Raw genomic sequence first — 18,101 nt, forward strand, 5'->3', positions numbered from 1 at the left:
CAATTTTTAAATCTGGTTTTATTGGTTTTTGCTTAATAAGAAGTCGGTTATCACTTGGTTGTGGATGTCGGCACTTTCAAATTGTGCCCAGTGTCCCGTATCTTCCGCACAGTAAAATTTTCCTTGCTGCACCTGATCTGCAATATGCTGTCCTAAAGCAGGCGGTGTACGGTTGGCATCTCCCCAATAAACTAATGTCGGCGCTAGAATTTTTTTAGCTAAAGCATCAGTTACGGTATGTTTTTGAATAGTTTCGCCAGACAAATATTCAGTAATGAATTGCTTTTGAACATCAGCTAAAGCAGGTTGACGATATAAGGTCTGACGCACCTGGATCGCTTCATCCGTTAAACGTTCTGGCTTGGCTAAAATGCGGGCCATCCGGGTACGGACATTTTCAAAACTTGGGTTGTTCAGGACTTCAATCGAACTTGGTAAATTTGCTGCCCAATGGGGTTCTACATACTCAGGGATTGCACCTGCATCCGGGCGGTAACCCATAGTTGTGGTCAGCACTAAACGATCCACTTTTTCTGGATGCTGAATTGCCAATTGCATGGCAACCCAGCCACCCATCGACTGACCTTCAAAATGTGCACGTGGAATATGTAGCTGCTGCATTACATCCAGAATTTGATCAATCAGTACCGGAATGACTTCGTGATCAAAGCCTGTGGTCTGTGAACGGCCATGCCAGATAAAATCTAGCGCAATGACACGAAAATGTTCAGCCAGTGCTGGAATGTTGCGAGCATAATTTTCTAAATGACCGCCAGTGCCATGCAGTAAAAATAGGGCAGGGTTGTTCGGATTGCCTGCTTCTAAAATACGGCTTTTATATTTGCCTTGAATAATGCGCACATCTGAATGAATCAGCTGAACCCAATAATGTTCTGCTTCGGTATGAACAGTGGCATTCATGCTTTCCTCCTTGTCTCAGTGTCAGCTTTAGTCTTCTAGTGATTGCGCTTTACTTTGTGAAATCGGACCACGCAAGGTTCCGTCGGACTTTTCTAGTCCAAAGGTCCATTCGGTGAAAATATGTGCTTCCGCTGCAAAATCTGTTGATTCCCAGTCTTCGGTTACAATGTCTTCATCTGCTGCATATTCCCAAGCGCCACCAAATGGGGTGAGGAAATACCAGAAACATGCTGAAGAAACTCGATGACGGCCAGGACCTGCAAAAGTTTGCCAACCTTGGCTGTCAATATGCTGACCGCCAAAAATCACTTCATGAATGTCGCGAACTTTAAAAGCAAGATGGTTGAAGCGGGTGCCTGGTGCTTTACCATTCATAAAGAACAAGTGATGATGGTTACCTTCGGCTGCACAGCGAATAAAGACACCGCGATCTGCATAACGGTCCGATACAAAAAAACCTAAACGGTCTAAATAGAATTTCACTGCTTCACCCGCATGATCCACGCCAATAGCTAAATGGCTGATTTCATAGGGCTGAGCTTTTTCGTAACGAGGGGCACGGCTATTGACACGTTTCGGTTGGCTCGGTGAGTTAAATTGTGTATCGCTAAATGGCACATAACTGCGCTGGGCTAAACGGAAAGCAATGTGAATACCCAAGTCATCTTGACTATGTACTGTACCGTCAGCATCTACAGTTACTTCACGGTCAGTGCTCAGCTCTGTAGCAATAGCATCTAGACTAGCTTGATCTTCTACCCCCCAGACCATTTCGCACATGCCGCTTGGATTGCCGATAGGGGTGCGGTCAGGATTAGTTGTATCCGCTTGGAAAATTTCGACTTGAGAATTGTCTGTGGTCACAAAAAGGTAGCTATTGTCCTGATCGCTTTCGACTTGCTTTAGGCCCCAATCATTAGCAAAGCGTAAAGCATCATCTAGTTGTTCAACGCCAAAGCGTATGCGGTCTAAACCTTTTATTTTAAAATTTTGTGCTGCAGTCATGTCGTACTCCGTTGGTCAGTACCAAAGTGTTATTCATCCTTGGTCTTCACTTTACGAAGCATTGGCATGTGAAAATAGCATTTAACTCATAAAGCAGTTATGCATATTTTGGATATCTGATTTAGGATTTCAAACCTAGGATGTATCGCTCATTTTTGTTTAATTAATCTCAAACAAGATATGAGTGGAGTTCAACTGACATGAGGTCATTACCGTTATTTCATCACCATATTCAAGGCAAAGCAGATGCGGCATGGGTTACCTTTATTCCAGGTATTGGCAATGATGCAAGTTTTTGGGCAGTGCATGCTGAAATTCTAGCAGAGCATTTTCAGGTACTGACCTTTGATCCTTGGGGACACAATCTCAGTCCTTTGCCACCAGAGCCATGTTCTTTTCAAAGCATTGTCGATGGCGTTGTTGCATTATGGGATCACTTAGGGATTAAAAAAAGTAGTGTAGTCGGTCTAGGTTTTGGTGGTTCTGTAAGCTTATCGCTGGGTCTGGCATATCCAGAACGGATTGAAAAAATCGTGGCGTGCTGCTGTCGTCCTCGTCAGCCAGATGACCGTCATGAATTTTGGCGTGAACGCTGTGCCAAAGCACAGGCCAATGGTTTGGATAAACTGGGTGATGTTACGGTAGACCGTTGGCTCTCAACAGAATTCCGTGCATCACATCCGGAAGTGGATCAGCAATTGCGTGCCATGATTAAACGCACCACAGTTGAAGGTTACTGTGCTTATGTGAATGCTTTTATTGAGATGGATTTTTCACATCAGCTAGGGCAAATCACAGCGCCGGTATTATTGCTCGCAGCAGAGCATGATCATGGTGGTGGCCCCGTTGAAGATATGCAGACGATGGCAGCACAATTACCCAATGCGAGATTAGAAATTATTCATGGTAGTGGCCATATCTGTAATTTTGAAGCACCTGATCAGGTGACACAGTATTTAACTAATTTTTTTAACCCATAAATGATTTTCATGGAGTGAAATCAATATGAATAACAATAAAAGAGTTGTGATTATCGGTGGCGGCCATGCCGGATGCAGCTGTGCCAAAGCACTTCGTCATGAACAGTTTACTGGTGAAATCGTACTCATTAGCAATGAATCGGAATTACCGTATCACCGTCCACCTCTGTCAAAAAGCTTTATTAAAGATGCAGATGAAATGGATTTATCCAAACTGTGTCTACAACCAGAAAACTTTTATGAAAAGTATCAAATCGATTTACGTTTAAATACCGCAGTGAGTGAGATTGATCCCGATGAGAACGTCGTGAAGCTCTATCACGGCGATATGATTAAATATGATTATCTGGTGTTAGCAACAGGTACACGTCCACGTCAATTACCTTTGCCTGGAACTGAACTGCAGGGTGTGATGAGCCTGCGAACTTTACAGGATGCACGCCTACTGCGTTCAGCACTTAGTGCCACTGAAAATGTGGTGATTATTGGTGGTGGTTTTATTGGTTTAGAACTGGCATCGACTGCACGCTGTTTAGATAAAAATGTCACAGTACTTGAGCATATGCCGCGAGTGTTAGGCCGATCTGTATCGCCGTTGGTGTCAGACTATATTGCCGAAATTCACCGTAATAATGGCATTCAAATTGAAACAGGTGCATTTATTAATGAATTTGTCGGTGAAAATGGCAAAGTCACAGGCGTACGCTGTGCCAATGGCGTGATTCCAGCTGAGCTGGTTTTGGTCGGTGTCGGTGCAATTCCAAATACCGAACTGGCAGAGCAGGCAGGTATTCAATGTGATAATGGGATTAGCGTGAACCGTACCATGCAAACCAATATCGCCAATATTTTTGCCATTGGTGATTGTGCCAACCATGAAAATCATTTTGCAGGCGACCGCCGTATCCGATTGGAATCGGTGCAGAATGCCAACGATCAAGCGATTACTGTGGCCAAGTTCGTCACTGAACAGCCTGCAGAATATAAAAATGTACCCTGGTTCTGGACAGATCAGGGCGATATCCGCCTACAAATGACCGGTTTATCCTTTGATACCAGTGACTATGTGATTCGTGGCGATATGAAGAGCGGCCGTTTTTCCGTGTTTCATTATGCGAAAGATAAACTTGTAGCTATTGATTCGGTGAATCAACCTGTAGATCATATGATGGCGAGAAAACTGCTGGAAGCAGGGATAACGCCATCCAAGCACCAAGTTGCAGATATTCATACCAATTTAAAGAGTTTTTTGAGCTTAAATTCGGTATAAAGGATGCTATAACCGTCTGAACCGGTCTGGGTTTCAGGCCGGTTTTTTACATGGAATATGAATAGGGAAATATGCATGCAATCAATACTGGATTCGAAATGGCTGGTGTTTATTAAAGTTGCAGAATTAGGCAGTTTGTCCAAGGCCGCGCATGCATTTAATGTACCGCAGTCCATGATTAGCCGGCATATTGCCCAACTGGAAGAACAATGCGGCACACGTCTGTTTAAACGTACAGGCCGTGGAGTGGTTCTGACTGAACTCGGTTATGAGTTATTGCCGCGCATTATTAACCTGGCGATTGAATGCGGTGCAATTGAAGATGATATCCGGACTTATGGTGGTGAACCGATTGGAGAAGTACGTGTCGGCTTGTTGCCTGCATTGGTGCGTCAGCTTTCGGGGGAGCTATACCGCTATTTGAAGCAAAATTACCCACGAATAGATTTACGCCTGAGCGAAGGTTCAAACGTCCATCTGGAAGAGATGATTGAAGAAGGGCGCATTGACATGGCGCTATTGCTTCGTGAAGGTGAAGTGATTAAATCGGAAGAAGCTGTGATTGCCGAGTTCGGTTTGATGCTGGTCGGTCAAATACACGATCCTTTGGTAGAGCAGCCAACGATTAAATTACGTGATTTACAGGATTTACCTTTAATTGTACCGAGTCGTCCGCATCCGCTGCGTGCGCGTTTAGATCAATTGGCACGTCAGATGGATTATAAGTTTGATTGTGTGGTAGAAGCAGACTCGAACCGTTTACAGCATGAGATTGTGGCAGCGGGTGGGGGGTATGCGATTTCTTCGGGACTATTTGGTGTAGAGAACCAACAGCGTTTGGCGGCAAGTTTGATTGTTGAGCCTGAGCTGTCACGTAGCGTGGTGCTAGCGCATACCATTCGACGCCCGAATACACGAGCTTCACGGGTCATTCAACAATGGTTTGAGAAGCAAGCACCGCTGATTTTAAAAGGGATGATAGTGAATCGGTGATGTAACGTGAAGAAGAATTCATTTCGCATAAGAGATTTTATATTAAATAAAAAAGACACCTTTTAAGGTGTCTACAAAATCGGTAAATCAGGCACTAAGTATGACAAGTTTAGTACTTTAATTTATTCGGCTACACGTTGTCCCCACAAGCCATGCATTGGCATATAACAAGCAGTACCAGTCAAATTCCAATTAACAATTTGCCAATAATGTCCAGCACGGCAAAAGTTGGAATGATACAAACCATTTCCATCTATAGACCATGCGCTATGTGTATGACTAGATAGGCCGACCAGTAATATGAACAGTACTTTTTTCACAACCTATTCCTTATAAAATGGGGGACATATTCTAAACTCGAATTTCCTGTTTATTTTGGTTATATGGTTGATAAATACACAAATAGACGTGTGCTTTGCTCTATAAGTAACCATATGATTTTTAAAAACTTAATTTTAAACACGAAAAAGCCCAACTGATGTCGGGCTTTTTCGTGTTTAGCTGTTAGGCAAAGCTGCTGTACTACCTCACGATCCTGGTGCTTGAACTTATTATTTTTGTTTTCTGTTCAGGAACATCCTGTTCCTGTATGACTTCATCATAAGTTAAAAACCTGTAGATAACCTAGCCGTAAAATCCCTAAATGTATGTGCGCCAGGGCGTACAAATTTGGCCAAAAATTGTCTCAGTTTTATCCGCAGAAATTGTGGATAATTTTTTCTCTAGGCATCTGATGGAATCAGGAAAAACCGCAAAATCGTCTATTTTTTAGATAAATTTATTGGCAAGAAGTATCAAAACCGCTCATAAAAAAGCCGACTTGTTTCCAAGCCGGCTTTTCGGGTTTACATTCCCGATTTATTACGGCATAAATTATTGAAATATAACACTATTTATTTTTAGTTTCGTATAATCACCATTATGTTAAATAATCGATCGAAATATACTTTAAATTAGTAAGATCGGTCATTCACTCTATCAAAAGCAATGAAAATAAAAAAATATCATTTCTCTAAAGGTTTCATTGGTGGGCTTGCCCTCATAATATTTATGGCATGGCTTGTACTTAAATGTATTCCTTTAACAGAGAAAGAACAGGATGCGCAGATTCGTGGACAAATGGAAAGACAAAGACTGAGATTAGCTCAAGAGCTTGACTCCTATACACCCGAAGATCTAGCAAAATTACCAAAATTTGATGCTCGTAAATATGCTTTACTAAAACGTAATGGCCGATTTTGGTTAATACCAAGGCAATACTATGGTGATACTGGATTTAATATAAATTGGCCTGATACTGTAAATGAAATATTGGGGAAAAAATGGAAAAATGAATTTGGTTATGGAACTTTTTTTAGAATTTCTATGTATTCACCTCAATACTATTCTGGAGATTTGAATACTTTTAATCATGAATCATGTAGCGCTAAAACAGGTCGTTTTAAATGGAATGGGATTCTTATAAGAATCTATAATGCCCATTTTTTTGATGTTACTAATGAACAATACTTAGATATCTGTTTAACAGCGTTAAAAATATTAAATGAGGAAATAAAGGAAATAAAGTATATTGACTAACCCTCAAAATACTAACCTCACTCTTTATTATAAAATTTAAGTTTTCCTGAAATTAACATAATACACCTTATACGAAATTCTTTATTTTATTCGTTATAAATCATAGTCTTATGTTGATGTGAAAAGCCCAAACATACGTGTTTGGGCTTTTTTGTTGATTCTTCATGTTCCACGATCAATATTTAAGCAATGTTCCACAATATTACTTAGAAAATCTTTATATATTTCGATTCAAACATTTTTTCATATCCATCCATTTAATAGATATCTGCTTTACACCTTACATGCTAGCTCCGTATATCACAGATCAGTACATTAGAAAAAAATGACTGAAACGGAGTTCAGCAGTGAACCACGCACACCATCCAACCTTATTCATCAATGATGATCATGTTGCAGAACTCGCAACCTGGTCCAATGCAATTGAAGCACTAAGCCAAGCTTATAGCCAACCTATTTCTGATGCGATGGTGCCGCCGCGAACTATGGCTCGTGGTGACGGCTTCTGGCTGCGCAGCCTATGTGCTGTATCACCTTCTAAGGAATATATGGGCTGTAAACTCATCGCAGCTAGCCCAAAAAACAAAAAAGCCAGTTACCTGATCTCTTTGTTCGATCAAGATACCATGCGTTTAGTGGCTTTAATTGATGGCAATCGCATTACAGATATCCGTACAGCCGCAAGTTCTGTTGTGGCAGTCAATGCCTTAGCCAGTACAGAACACTTTGATGTTGCAATCTTGGGTTCGAGTGCATTGGCCCGTACCCATTTAGAAGCACTAAATGCAACTGGTCGTGTCAAAAAAGTTCGCGTATTTAGTCCAACTGAAGCCAATCGTGAAAAGTTTGCACAAGAATTTCATACTCAATATGGCCTAGACATTCGAGCAGTTGCTACTGCAGAAGAAGCTGTGCAGGGTGCCAATGTAGTGATCTGTGCCTCACGTAGCCGTGACGGTGGACCAGTCTTTGATGCGGCTTGGTTAGAGCCGGGAATGACTATTGTTTCGGTAAGTTCAACATTGCCGGAACAGCGTGAATTGGATGTTGAAACCATGAAACAGGCTAGCCTGATTGTGGCGGATATGCCGGAAGAAGTCATTCATGAAACTGGTGACGCGCTTGTTGCACAACAAGAAGGCTGTGATGTCGCAGCAAAGACAGTTTCTTTATCTGATGTGATGTTAGGCAAAGTCAAAGTCCGAAATCATCCAGAAGACATTGTCATCTATAAGTCAGTAGGTTCAGCGTTGCAGGATATTGTCACTGCAGAAATGCTGCTGCGTAATGCCAAAACAGCAGACTTATATCAAGAAATGAGTGACAGCATTGTCACCATCGACCGCTAATCAACACTTTAGAACACAGATCTAAAAACATAGACATTTAAGAAAGCACCCAATGAGGGAAAAGGAGAATTTTGATGGCTAACTATAAACGCAATGAAGCACGTGCATGGGCAAAAGAACATTTAAAAGGATGTTCATCTGTAACTATTCCAAGTTATAGCCAAGATTTAAGCCGTTTAAATGAAAAAGGGATTCGCCACGACATTCAAAAAGTCATTGATCTGGGTTACACCTATACCTTGCTGTGTACAGAAGTTGCGATTACCCCAGAAGAAAATGCACAGTTTACTGCATGGGCAAAAGATCAGGCTGGCGACAAACTGGGCTTATTCTTCCATGCAGGCTTTGGCACACTGGAAGAAAATATTCGTGCAGTAAAACTGGCGGAAAAAGCCGGTGCAGATATCGTACTGCTGTCTTACCCGTCAAATTTCTGGCCGACCTCTGAGCAAGATATTTATGACTACACCAAAGCTTTCTGTGATGCAACGGATTTAGGCGTGATGTTATTCGCTATTCCGCTTTGGGGCTTTGAGCGTGTTCATCCACAAGGCATGTCACCAGAACTGATTCAACGCTTAATTGATGATTGTCCGAACGTGGTGTCTTTAAAAGCAGAACAGGGCTTCCCACATATTGCCGGTCTGGTGGATAGCTTTGAACGTTTCAATGATCAAATCGTGGTGACCTGCCCAATTGAAAGCGACGTGATTCCATTACTGCGTTACATGGATATGCAATTCTCAGGAACTAGCTATACGCAGTGGATGGGTGATCATTTTGTGAAAACCTTTAATCTAGCAAAAGAAGGCAATTTTGACGAAGCCATGAAGTTGTATTGGCAAGCACAGCCTGCACGCGGTGCGGTAGGTGCAGCAACAGGCGCTTATATGCCAGGCTCAAACTATATAAACCGTGCACACTGGAAATATATGGATTGGTTGGCAGGTTTTAACGGTGGCCCATTGCGCGCGCCAATTGCCCGTATTCCAGACCGTCAAATGAAAGTACTTCGCCAAGGTTTGATTGCTTCAGGCTTGCCGTGTACCAATGACCCGGACAGCGAATTCCTTGTTGGTCGTTTCCCTGAATAAGGCTAAATAATTTAAGGATAGATAAATGAATAGTTTTGCACATTTAAATCCAGCAGACCTGCTGAAAGATCCAAGCCTTTGGAAAACTGGCGCATTTATTAATGGTCAGTGGATTCAGGAAACTGCCCATGGCAGTTACAGCTTAAACAATCCTGCTACAGGATTAGAGCTGGTTAAATTGCCACGCTGTAAGGAAGAAGAAACCAATCAGGCGATTGCTACTGCGCAATCAGCATTTGAAAAATGGCGTAAAACCACAGCGAAGCAACGCTATGAGATTATCAATCGCTGGTATCAGTTGGTTGTAGAAAATAAAGAAGATTTAGCCACCATCATCACTTTAGAAGAAGGTAAGCCTTTAACTGAAGCACGCGGTGAAATCGATTATGCATCATCATTCCTGCAATGGTTTGCTGAAGAAGCCAAACGCATCCGCGGTGATGTATTGCCGGCACCGAAAGACACACAGCGTATTGTAGTGTTGAAGCAGCCGATTGGTGTGTGTGCTGCGATTACGCCTTGGAATTTCCCGGCAGCGATGATTACCCGTAAAGCAGGGCCTGCATTGGCAGCCGGTTGTACCATGGTGGTGAAACCAGCCAGCCAAACCCCAATGACAGCCTTAGCTTTAGCAGAATTGGCACGCCGTGCCGGTGTACCAGACGGTGTTTTTAGTGTGTTAACCGGTAATGATACGCGTGTCATTGGTGGCATTCTGACTTCACACCCTTTGGTTCGTAAAATTACCTTCACAGGTTCAACTGAAGTTGGCCGTACTTTGCTGGAACAGTCAGCTGCGACCATTAAGAAATGTTCGATGGAACTGGGCGGCAACGCACCATCGATAGTCTTTGATGATGCAGATTTGAACTTGGCGGTAGACGGCGTGATCGCATCTAAGTTCCGTAACACAGGTCAAGCCTGTATCTCTGCCAACCGTATTTATGTACATGATGCCATTTATGACGAATTTGCTGAGAAATTGGCAGCTAAAGTCAAAACCTTAAAAGTCGGCAATGGTTTGGAAGAAGGTGTGGTGCAAGGTCCTTTGATTGATGCAGGTGCGGTTAACAAAGTTGAATCACACATTCGTAATGCATTAGAAAATGGTGCATCTGTGGTGTGTGGCGGTCGTTGCAGCGAATTGGGTGGTTTCTTCTTTGAACCAACAGTTTTGAAAAATGTCACTAAAGACATGGTGATTGCACATGATGAAACCTTTGGTCCAGTCGCACCTTTAATCCGTTTCAGTTCGGACGAAGAAGTGATTGCTCAAGCCAATAATTCTGAATTTGGCTTGGCTGCATATCTTTACAGTCAAGATGCAGCACGTGTTTGGCGTACATCTGAAGCATTAGAAGCGGGCATGATCGGTATTAATACTGGACTGATTTCAAATGAAGTTGCGCCATTTGGTGGTGTAAAACAAAGTGGTTTGGGGCGTGAAGGTTCGCATTACGGCATCGATGAATTTCTTGAAATGAAATACATGTGTTGGGATGGATTGTACACAGAGTAAGTCAATCGTCAATTGGTCTTAGATCTACTATTGGGCTGTTTCAACTTTATTCACAATGCTGAACAGCTCAATAGCCAATGCATGATGCAGTAAAACGGCGAGATAAAAATACAAAGCAACAGGGGTATTCCGAGGAATGGAATACAGGAGAAATGGAATGAATATTATCGGTATAGATCAATTGATCTACGGTGCAAATAATTTAGTAGCCTCAGTTCAATTTATGCAGGACTTTGGTTTGACTGAAGTACCGGGTCAAGCTTTTGGTCGCTATTTTGAAACTTTAGATGGTACAGGTATTCTGGTTGCAGAAGCAGATCATGCTGCTTTGCCGCCAAAACTCTCACTAATGAGTCAATTACGCAAAATGGTGTACGGTGTTGCAGATCAAGCGACTTTAGATGCCATTCAAGCAGAATTGAGCACAGACCGTGAAGTGAAAGTGCTGGAAAATGGCGCGCTGGAAACATTCGATGATTCAGGCATCACTATTGGTTTCCAAATCAGCATTCGCCGTGAATTAAATTTGCCTGTAGAAAAAATCAATGCGCCAGGTGCTCCACATCAGCGTGGCTATAACCAGCTGGGGGTAGATCATTCTATTCAAATTCAACCGCGTACAGTTGCGCATACAGCAGTCTTTGTTCCAGATGCTGCCAAAGCCGAAGCCTTTTTTGTCAACCGTTTAGGTTTCCGCGTTAGTGACCGTCTAGGTGGCGGACCATTCCTGCGTGCTGGTGGTACCACAGATCACCATACCTTATTCTTAATTCAAGCACCGGAACATATCAAAGGTGTTGAACATATTTCATTCCATCTTTCTGGGCCAAGTGAGCTGATGCTGGCAGGCCAACGTTTTGAAAAAGCTGGTCACGAAAGCTTTTGGGGCCCAGGCCGTCATGGTTTAGGTTCGAACTGGTTCTGGTATTTCGACGGGCCATTGGGTTGCCGTTTTGAATACGATGCCGATATGGATCAGTTGGCTAACGACTGGGTACCACGTGAGCTGCCATTACATGAAGACAATGCCCAAGCGTATTTGCTGGAATTCAGAAAGCAGAACTGGGCACCATTTAATGGTCCTGCCAAAAAAGCAGGCTAATTTTTAGCTGCATGATTTTAAAGCAAGACAATTTTTAAACCGAGCGATTCTAGCGCTGAATCAGTCGGATAGCTGATTCAGCCGCCAGGCAGTAATAACAAAAATGGAAGGAGTAGTCACATGTTTAAGTACATTCAAGTGACAGCAGGAAGTGATGAAGATTACGTAGAGCACCTGTGTAATCGTGTTGAAGAAAGCATTAACAACGGTTTTTTGCCGATTGACGTTTTTAATGATGATGCTGTGTTCCGTGCCGAGATGGAACGCATTTTCACACGTAACTGGATTTTCATTGCGCATGAGACTGAAATTCCAAACCATGGCGATTATGTGCTGCGCCGTTTGGGCTTGGATAAAGTGATTGTGACACGTGACAATGAAGGTAAAATTAATGTCTTACTGAATCATTGCCGTCATCGTGGTACAGAGGTTTGTCATAATGACCGTGGTAATGCTTCTAGCTTTAAATGCCCATACCACGGCTGGGTATATAAGAACAATGGCGACTGGATGGGCGCACCGCACATGAAGGATGCCTATGGTGGCAAGTTGGATGCAAAAGAATGGGGATTACTTCGTGCTGCGAAAGTTGAAAGCATCTATGGTTTTATTTTTGCATCATTGAATGAGGATGTTCCGCCATTACGTGAGTACTTAGGCGATACGGTTTGGGCTTTGGATGCAATTTTTGGTATTCACCCAGAAGGTGTGCGTTTATTAAAAGAACCCGAACGCTTTCAAGTCAAAGCTGACTGGAAAAGCGGTGCAGAAAACTTCTGTGGTGATGCTTACCATGTAAGCACAGCACATTTATCTGCTGCCAGCTCTGGTTTTATTCCAAGTGTAAACCAAGTCAGCACGCATGCTTCGGGCTATGACTTTGGTAATGGAAACAGTTTTATTGGCCACAACTTATCAGATATGGTTGGCATTCCATTACCAAACTGGGGCTATCCGCCAGAGTTGCAGGCACATTTTGATTTGTCAAAATTGGACGATGTTCAATTAAAAATGATTAAAGATGTTCCACCGACTATTGGTACCATTTTCCCCAACTTTAGCTATATGCGTTTACCACATCCGCCAGCACCGGGTGAAATGCCAATACCATTTACTAATATCCGTATGTGGCAGCCTGTGGCACCAGGTGTGATGGAACTATGGAACTATGAATTTGAGTTCAGTTTTGTGCCAGAACAGTATGCAGAAAAAGCCTATGCTGCTGGTCAGTATGCCTTTGGTTCAGGCGGTATTTTTGAAGCTGACGATACAGCAGTTTGGGAAGGTATTGCCAAAGGTGCACAAAGCCCTTGGATGCGTAAAGAGCAAGTCAATCTGCATTATAGCCAAAAACAAACAGGTGCAGATCCAGCCTGGAAAGGTCCAGGTGAATTCCATCCATCGATTTATGGGGAATATTGCCAAATCGGTTTCTGGCGTCGCTGGTTAAAAGAAATGCGTGAAGGTCAAAAAGCCAAAGTAACTTGTTTGGCTGATGAAAATGCACAGCAAAAAGGAGTGGCTTAATGGACTATTCAACTCACAATACCGTACACAACTTTTTGGCGCAGGAAGCTTTATTGCTAGATGAGCGTCGCTTTGATGAATGGTTTGCACTTTTGGATGATGAAATTGTGTATGAGGTTCCGCTTCGTATTAGCTCATATCATTTTAAAGACGAATTCCCGGGTGAAGCTTATCGTGTACTAGATAAAAAGGCTCACATTAAAGTGCGTATTGACCGTATGGCATCGGGTCAGGCTTGGGCAGAAGTGCCACCATCACGTACATTGCGGGTGATTGGCAGTGTCATGATCGAGCCAACGGAACAGGCAGATGTGGTGAATGTGCACAGCGCGACTATTATGTACCGTCAGCGCGGTCACGATGAACAGGGCGATATCATTCCTTACCGCCGCGTGGACACATTAAAACTTACGGAGCAGGGTGCTCGCTTACTCAAACGTAAAGCCATCTTAACCGAAGCTGTTTTACGTACACCAAACTTGGGCGTGTTTCTGTAAAACAGAAACCGTCCGCTGGATTTGAAATTAAAGGATGAATCTCATGAGCAATCAAAAAATCGAAGTTATTTTAGATACACACCAATGCCAAGGCTATGGTATGTGTCTTATGTCTGAAGACATTTTTGAAATTCCACAAGGTAGTCAGGTGGCAAATCTAAAACAGCATTTTGTCGATATTGATCGTGAAGATGAAGTGAAAGAGCTTGCAGGCTCTTGCCCTGCACAAGCAATCAGCTTCCGTGTTCTAGAATCTGCTTAAGGGAACAACTGATGACTCAATCTGTACAAAATATGCTGAGCAAGCGCTTCGACCAAATCTGTTTTGTGGTTGAAGACTTGCAGCAGGCGATGGATTTTTTTAGTAAAACCAATGGCGTTGAAGTTTGGAATGTTGCGGAAGGACTTTCTCAGACGCAAAAAGAAAAAGAGTATTACGGCCAGCCGGGTGATTTCCAATTCAGCTGTGCCTACGGTTTTACGGGTGAAACGCTGATTGAACTGGCACGCCATGATGGCGGACAAAGTGTCTATAAAGACTGGCTAGATGAAAAAGGCAAAGGTCCGCATCATATCGGTTTTCGCCAAAAAGATGCGGCTGAATATGCACAGGCAGAAAAACATTACACTGATCTAGGCATCAAAAAAGCCATGGCAGGTTTTTTTGAAGGGCCATTTGGCAACTGCCGCTGGGCATATTTTGATACTCGAGAGCAAATTGGCTGCTTTACCGAACTGTACTATGTTGATGGTGAACTTGATCAACGTATGGCAGAACTGAAAAGCGGTAAAAATGTCAGTATTACCGACTAAACCTTCATTTCAGCTCATGCAGGCTTGGTAAACATGAGCTGAATCAATTTTTACATCAGGGATTTAAAACTATGGGCAGTCATGCTCGGGCGAAGCTATGCCTAAAAATGCAGAGAATTCAAAAAGGAGCAGTCGATGGCAGCTAATGAACATGCAATTGCTGATGCTTTATATCAAGCGGAACAAAATCGGACAGCGATTGCACCCATTCGTGAGCGTTTAGGGATTGAAGCTAGTGCAGACCATGCCTATGCGGTACAGGATATCAATACCCAACGAGCACTATCTAATGGCCGCCGTTTGGTCGGTAAAAAAATTGGTTTAACCTCGTTTGCAGTACAGAAACAGCTCGGTGTGGATTCACCCGATTTCGGCATGCTGTTTGAAGATATGTCATTTGTGGATGGTCAAACCATTCCATTCCAAAAGCTGATTCAGCCTAAAGTTGAAGCGGAAATTGCTTTGGTGCTGAAAAGCAGTTTAACCCATAGCCAGCATAGTGTGGCTGACATTATTGCTGCTACAGATTATGCAGTCGCTGCCATTGAAGTCGTCGATAGCCGCATTGAAAACTGGAAAATTTCCTTACTAGATACAGTAGCAGACAATGCTTCAAGTGCAGCCTTTGTTCTTGGAACTCAAAAAGTACAGTTGGCTGATGTTGATCTCGTGAATTGTCGTATGCAAATGGTACGTTCGGATGAAGTGGTTTCAGAAGGACAAGGCAAAGCCTGTCTGGATAATCCACTCAATGCTGCGGTCTGGCTGGCAGATGAAATGGTACGGCGTGGACGGCCTTTGAAAGTTGGTGACATTGTTCTGACCGGTGCATTGGGTCCAATGGTTGCAGTGAAAGCAGGTGAAGAATTTAAGGTAGAGATTGAAGGATTTGGCTCAGTCTCTGTGCGTTTTAGCGCATAACAAATAGGGATAAACATTATGGCAAAAATTAAATGCGCCATCATTGGTTCGGGCAATATTGGTACGGACCTGATGATTAAAATCATGCGCAATTCAAAATATCTGGAAATGGCTGCCATGGTCGGTGCCGATCCAAGTTCAGATGGTTTAGCCCGTGCTGCACGTTTTGGCTTTGAAACCACAGATGAAAGTGTAGAAGGCTTACTTAAACTACCTTCGTTTAAAGATATCAAAATTGTCTTTGATGCTACATCGGCGGGTGCCCATGCCCATCACAATCAGGTGCTGCAGCAGTATGGTATTCAGGTTATTGATCTCACTCCAGCAGCGATAGGCCCTTACGTGGTGCCTGTGGTCAATCTGGATGAACATATGGATGCACCGAATATCAATATGGTCACCTGCGGTGGTCAGGCAACCATTCCGATGGTGCATGCGGTAGCCAAAGTGGCAAAGGTACATTATGCCGAGATTATTGCCTCAATCGCCAGTAAGTCTGCTGGGCCTGGTACCCGTGCCAATATTGATGAGTTCACTGAAACGACTTCTAAAGCGATTGAAGAGGTGGGTGGTGCCCAAAAAGGCAAGGCCATCATCATTATGAATCCGGCTGAACCCCCTCTCATCATGCGAGACACCGTGTATTGTCTGGCAGAAGCAGGTGCAGACCAGGAGGCAATTCGCCAGTCCGTGAAAGAAATGGCTGATGCTGTACAGGCTTATGTACCAGGTTACCGCTTAAAACAGGATGTCCAGTTCGATGAATTCGATACGGCTCATCCGCTGAATATTCCCGGAGTAGGCAAACTGCCAGGTCTAAAAGTCTCGATCTTCCTTGAAGTTGAAGGTGCTGCACATTACTTGCCAGCCTATGCGGGTAATCTGGATATTATGACCAGCGCAGCACTGGCAGCCGCAGAGCGCTTTGCGGAAACACATTTAAATAAAAAGATCGCGTAAGGAGAGTCAACATGTTGGATAAAAAACGCAAAATCTATGTGTCAGACGTGACCTTACGTGATGGTATGCATGCCATTCGCCATCAGTATTCTCTGGATCATGTGCGTCAAATTGCCCGTGCTCTGGATGAGGCTGGTGTAGACAGTATTGAAGTGGCACATGGCGATGGTCTGCAAGGCTCAAGCTTTAACTATGGCTTTGGTGCATATACGGATCTGGAATGGATTGAAGCTGTCGCCAGTGAAGTAAAAAATGCAAAAGTTGCAACTTTACTGTTGCCAGGCATTGGTACAGTACATGACTTAAAAGCGGCTTATGATGCAGGAGCACGCGTGGTGCGTGTGGCAACCCACTGCACTGAAGCGGATGTGTCCAAACAACATATTGAATATGCGCGTGAACTGGGCATGGACACGGTTGGTTTCTTAATGATGAGCCACATGAATACGCCTGAAGGTTTGGCGCAGCAAGGTAAGCTGATGGAAAGCTACGGCGCACAGTGTATCTATGTCGTGGATTCAGGTGGTGCGATGAATATGTATGATGTTGCCGACCGTTTTAAAGCCATGAAAGATGTGCTGAAGCCTGAAACAGAAACCGGTATGCATGCCCATCATAACCTGAGCTTAGGTGTGGCAAACAGTATTGTGGCTCTGGAACATGGCTGTAACCGTATTGATGCTAGCTTAACCGGTATGGGGGCGGGAGCAGGTAATGCACCACTAGAAGTGTTTATTGCTGCTGTCCAGCGCATGGGTTTAAACCATGGCTGTGATGTGAAAAAACTGATTGATGCTGCGGAAGATATCGTGCGTCCATTGCAGGAACGACCGGTTCGTGTCGATCGTGAGACATTAGCCTTGGGCTATGCGGGGGTGTATTCAAGCTTTTTACGTCATACAGAAACGGCTGCAGAAAAATACGGATTATCTGCTTTTGACATATTAGTTGAACTGGGTAAACGTAGAATGGTTGGTGGTCAGGAAGACATGATTGTCGATGTCGCGCTGAATATGCTGAAACAGCAGCAGGTTTAAAAATGACAGGGATGATGTATGTGATGAGCTGCATCATTCCATTTGATTACAGAAGATATTGAGATGATTCAATATAAAAAATTATATTACCCAAGTTATGATGCCGACTTAAATGCAGTAAAAGAGCATGGTTTATATCTGCAATACATAGAAAAACAGGATAACCGTTTGTGTTATGAGGCGATTAAACAAAATCCACGCGCGATTAAATATGTAAAAAAGCAAACTGAAGATTTATGTTTAATGGTGGTTCGAAAAAATGGCGATTTATTGCAATATATCCATGAACCTACCCATGAAATGATTTTGACTGCTGTACAGAATGAAGGATTGGCATTGCAGCATGTCTTATTTCAAAATGCAGAAATATGTTTAGCTGCAATAAAGCAGAATGGTTTTGCACTGAAATATGTACGTCAACAAACAGAACAGATTTGTCAGGCAGCAGTGCAATCGAATCCACAAGCGATTAAATATGTGAAAGAACAGACAGAAGGTCTTTGCTACATGGCATTACGTAAAGATGGCATGGCTA

The 18,101-nt window shown here is 43.2% G+C and carries 19 protein-coding genes; 16 read left to right on the plus strand and 3 right to left on the minus strand.

The window, feature by feature from the left end; translation table 11 throughout:
• Positions 1 to 18: 18 nt before the first annotated feature.
• Complete coding sequence (locus ACE01R_RS03505) at positions 19 to 921, minus strand: alpha/beta fold hydrolase (protein ID WP_395546181.1); 903 nt, start codon at positions 919 to 921, stop codon at positions 19 to 21.
• Between the two features lie 27 nt (positions 922 to 948).
• A complete protein-coding gene (locus tag ACE01R_RS03510) occupies positions 949 to 1,926 on the minus strand; it encodes a VOC family protein (protein WP_395546182.1) in 978 nt (325 codons plus the stop codon).
• A gap of 200 nt (positions 1,927 to 2,126) precedes the next feature.
• On the opposite strand from ACE01R_RS03510, the gene ACE01R_RS03515 reads away from it, so the two are divergent.
• The 3 genes from ACE01R_RS03515 (at position 2,127) to ACE01R_RS03525 (ending at position 5,169) form a co-directional block, all read left to right on the plus strand.
• Complete coding sequence (locus ACE01R_RS03515; protein WP_395546183.1) at positions 2,127 to 2,906, plus strand: alpha/beta fold hydrolase; 780 nt, start codon at positions 2,127 to 2,129, stop codon at positions 2,904 to 2,906.
• A gap of 25 nt (positions 2,907 to 2,931) precedes the next feature.
• The gene (locus ACE01R_RS03520) at positions 2,932 to 4,176 is read left to right on the plus strand and encodes an NAD(P)/FAD-dependent oxidoreductase (RefSeq protein ID WP_395546184.1); all 1,245 of its coding nucleotides are present in this window, start codon (positions 2,932 to 2,934) and stop codon (positions 4,174 to 4,176) included.
• Positions 4,177 to 4,251: 75 nt separating this feature from the next.
• Entirely contained in the window at positions 4,252 to 5,169 is a 918-nt protein-coding gene (locus tag ACE01R_RS03525; RefSeq protein WP_395546185.1) for a LysR family transcriptional regulator, read from the plus strand.
• Positions 5,170 to 5,291: 122 nt separating this feature from the next.
• On the opposite strand, the gene ACE01R_RS03530 is transcribed toward ACE01R_RS03525, so the two are convergent.
• Positions 5,292 to 5,489 (minus strand): hypothetical protein, encoded by a 198-nt coding sequence (locus tag ACE01R_RS03530; RefSeq protein ID WP_395546186.1) that lies wholly within the window; start codon positions 5,487 to 5,489, stop codon positions 5,292 to 5,294.
• Positions 5,490 to 6,156: 667 nt separating this feature from the next.
• Here ACE01R_RS03530 and ACE01R_RS03535 point away from each other — a divergent pair.
• From ACE01R_RS03535 to ACE01R_RS03595, 13 genes are all read left to right on the plus strand, one after another.
• Positions 6,157 to 6,747 carry a hypothetical protein gene (locus tag ACE01R_RS03535; protein ID WP_395546187.1) on the plus strand — a complete coding sequence of 197 codons (591 nt, stop codon included), beginning with the start codon at positions 6,157 to 6,159 and terminating at the stop codon, positions 6,745 to 6,747.
• 347 nt (positions 6,748 to 7,094) lie between these two features.
• Complete coding sequence (locus tag ACE01R_RS03540; protein WP_395546188.1) at positions 7,095 to 8,096, plus strand: ornithine cyclodeaminase family protein; 1,002 nt, start codon at positions 7,095 to 7,097, stop codon at positions 8,094 to 8,096.
• Between the two features lie 74 nt (positions 8,097 to 8,170).
• Positions 8,171 to 9,190, plus strand: coding sequence for a dihydrodipicolinate synthase family protein (locus tag ACE01R_RS03545; protein ID WP_395546189.1), 1,020 nt, complete (start codon positions 8,171 to 8,173; stop codon positions 9,188 to 9,190).
• Between the two features lie 25 nt (positions 9,191 to 9,215).
• On the plus strand, positions 9,216 to 10,709 hold the full coding sequence (locus ACE01R_RS03550; protein WP_395546190.1) for an NAD-dependent succinate-semialdehyde dehydrogenase: 1,494 nt from the start codon (positions 9,216 to 9,218) through the stop codon (positions 10,707 to 10,709).
• A gap of 157 nt (positions 10,710 to 10,866) precedes the next feature.
• Complete coding sequence (locus ACE01R_RS03555; RefSeq protein ID WP_395546191.1) at positions 10,867 to 11,811, plus strand: VOC family protein; 945 nt, start codon at positions 10,867 to 10,869, stop codon at positions 11,809 to 11,811.
• Positions 11,812 to 11,931: 120 nt separating this feature from the next.
• Positions 11,932 to 13,338: an aromatic ring-hydroxylating dioxygenase subunit alpha gene (locus ACE01R_RS03560; RefSeq protein ID WP_395546192.1), complete on the plus strand. Its 1,407-nt coding sequence runs from the start codon at positions 11,932 to 11,934 to the stop codon at positions 13,336 to 13,338.
• Positions 13,338 to 13,835, plus strand: a complete 498-nt coding sequence (locus ACE01R_RS03565) for an aromatic-ring-hydroxylating dioxygenase subunit beta (RefSeq protein ID WP_395546193.1) — start codon at positions 13,338 to 13,340, stop codon at positions 13,833 to 13,835. The genes ACE01R_RS03560 and ACE01R_RS03565 overlap by 1 nt, the downstream gene beginning before the upstream one ends.
• A gap of 43 nt (positions 13,836 to 13,878) precedes the next feature.
• A complete protein-coding gene (locus tag ACE01R_RS03570; RefSeq protein ID WP_395546194.1) occupies positions 13,879 to 14,097 on the plus strand; it encodes a ferredoxin in 219 nt (72 codons plus the stop codon).
• An 11-nt stretch (positions 14,098 to 14,108) separates the two neighbouring features.
• On the plus strand, positions 14,109 to 14,648 hold the full coding sequence (locus ACE01R_RS03575) for a VOC family protein (protein WP_395546195.1): 540 nt from the start codon (positions 14,109 to 14,111) through the stop codon (positions 14,646 to 14,648).
• Positions 14,649 to 14,783: 135 nt separating this feature from the next.
• Positions 14,784 to 15,569: a 2-keto-4-pentenoate hydratase gene (locus tag ACE01R_RS03580; protein WP_395546196.1), complete on the plus strand. Its 786-nt coding sequence runs from the start codon at positions 14,784 to 14,786 to the stop codon at positions 15,567 to 15,569.
• Positions 15,570 to 15,584: 15 nt separating this feature from the next.
• Positions 15,585 to 16,529 carry an acetaldehyde dehydrogenase (acetylating) gene (locus ACE01R_RS03585; protein ID WP_395546205.1) on the plus strand — a complete coding sequence of 315 codons (945 nt, stop codon included), beginning with the start codon at positions 15,585 to 15,587 and terminating at the stop codon, positions 16,527 to 16,529.
• Between the two features lie 11 nt (positions 16,530 to 16,540).
• Positions 16,541 to 17,566 (plus strand): 4-hydroxy-2-oxovalerate aldolase, encoded by a 1,026-nt coding sequence (dmpG, locus tag ACE01R_RS03590; RefSeq protein WP_395546197.1) that lies wholly within the window; start codon positions 16,541 to 16,543, stop codon positions 17,564 to 17,566.
• A gap of 63 nt (positions 17,567 to 17,629) precedes the next feature.
• Positions 17,630 to 18,101: DUF4116 domain-containing protein (locus ACE01R_RS03595; protein WP_395546198.1), on the plus strand; the 472-nt coding region annotated here is incomplete at its 3' end.

It is taken from the genome of Acinetobacter sp. BSP-28, from assembly GCF_044130285.1.
In the GTDB taxonomy this organism is placed as follows: Bacteria; Pseudomonadota; Gammaproteobacteria; order Pseudomonadales; family Moraxellaceae; genus Acinetobacter.

Bases quoted from the DNA above. Each gene is read 5' to 3' on its own strand.
- ACE01R_RS03580 (WP_395546196.1), top strand. From the start codon at position 14,784: ATGGCAGCTAATGAACATGCAATTGCTGATGCTTTATATCAAGCGGAA.
- ACE01R_RS03545 (WP_395546189.1), top strand. From the start codon at position 8,171: ATGGCTAACTATAAACGCAATGAAGCACGTGCATGGGCAAAAGAACAT.
- ACE01R_RS03565 (WP_395546193.1), top strand. From the start codon at position 13,338: ATGGACTATTCAACTCACAATACCGTACACAACTTTTTGGCGCAGGAA.
- ACE01R_RS03570 (WP_395546194.1), top strand. From the start codon at position 13,879: ATGAGCAATCAAAAAATCGAAGTTATTTTAGATACACACCAATGCCAA.
- ACE01R_RS03550 (WP_395546190.1), top strand. From the start codon at position 9,216: ATGAATAGTTTTGCACATTTAAATCCAGCAGACCTGCTGAAAGATCCA.
- ACE01R_RS03520 (WP_395546184.1), top strand. From the start codon at position 2,932: ATGAATAACAATAAAAGAGTTGTGATTATCGGTGGCGGCCATGCCGGA.
- ACE01R_RS03555 (WP_395546191.1), top strand. From the start codon at position 10,867: ATGAATATTATCGGTATAGATCAATTGATCTACGGTGCAAATAATTTA.
- ACE01R_RS03510 (WP_395546182.1), bottom strand. From the start codon at position 1,926: ATGACTGCAGCACAAAATTTTAAAATAAAAGGTTTAGACCGCATACGC.
- ACE01R_RS03560 (WP_395546192.1), top strand. From the start codon at position 11,932: ATGTTTAAGTACATTCAAGTGACAGCAGGAAGTGATGAAGATTACGTA.
- ACE01R_RS03575 (WP_395546195.1), top strand. From the start codon at position 14,109: ATGACTCAATCTGTACAAAATATGCTGAGCAAGCGCTTCGACCAAATC.
- dmpG (WP_395546197.1), top strand. From the start codon at position 16,541: ATGTTGGATAAAAAACGCAAAATCTATGTGTCAGACGTGACCTTACGT.
- ACE01R_RS03525 (WP_395546185.1), top strand. From the start codon at position 4,252: ATGCAATCAATACTGGATTCGAAATGGCTGGTGTTTATTAAAGTTGCA.
- ACE01R_RS03515 (WP_395546183.1), top strand. From the start codon at position 2,127: ATGAGGTCATTACCGTTATTTCATCACCATATTCAAGGCAAAGCAGAT.
- ACE01R_RS03535 (WP_395546187.1), top strand. From the start codon at position 6,157: ATGAAAATAAAAAAATATCATTTCTCTAAAGGTTTCATTGGTGGGCTT.
- ACE01R_RS03505 (WP_395546181.1), bottom strand. From the start codon at position 921: ATGAATGCCACTGTTCATACCGAAGCAGAACATTATTGGGTTCAGCTG.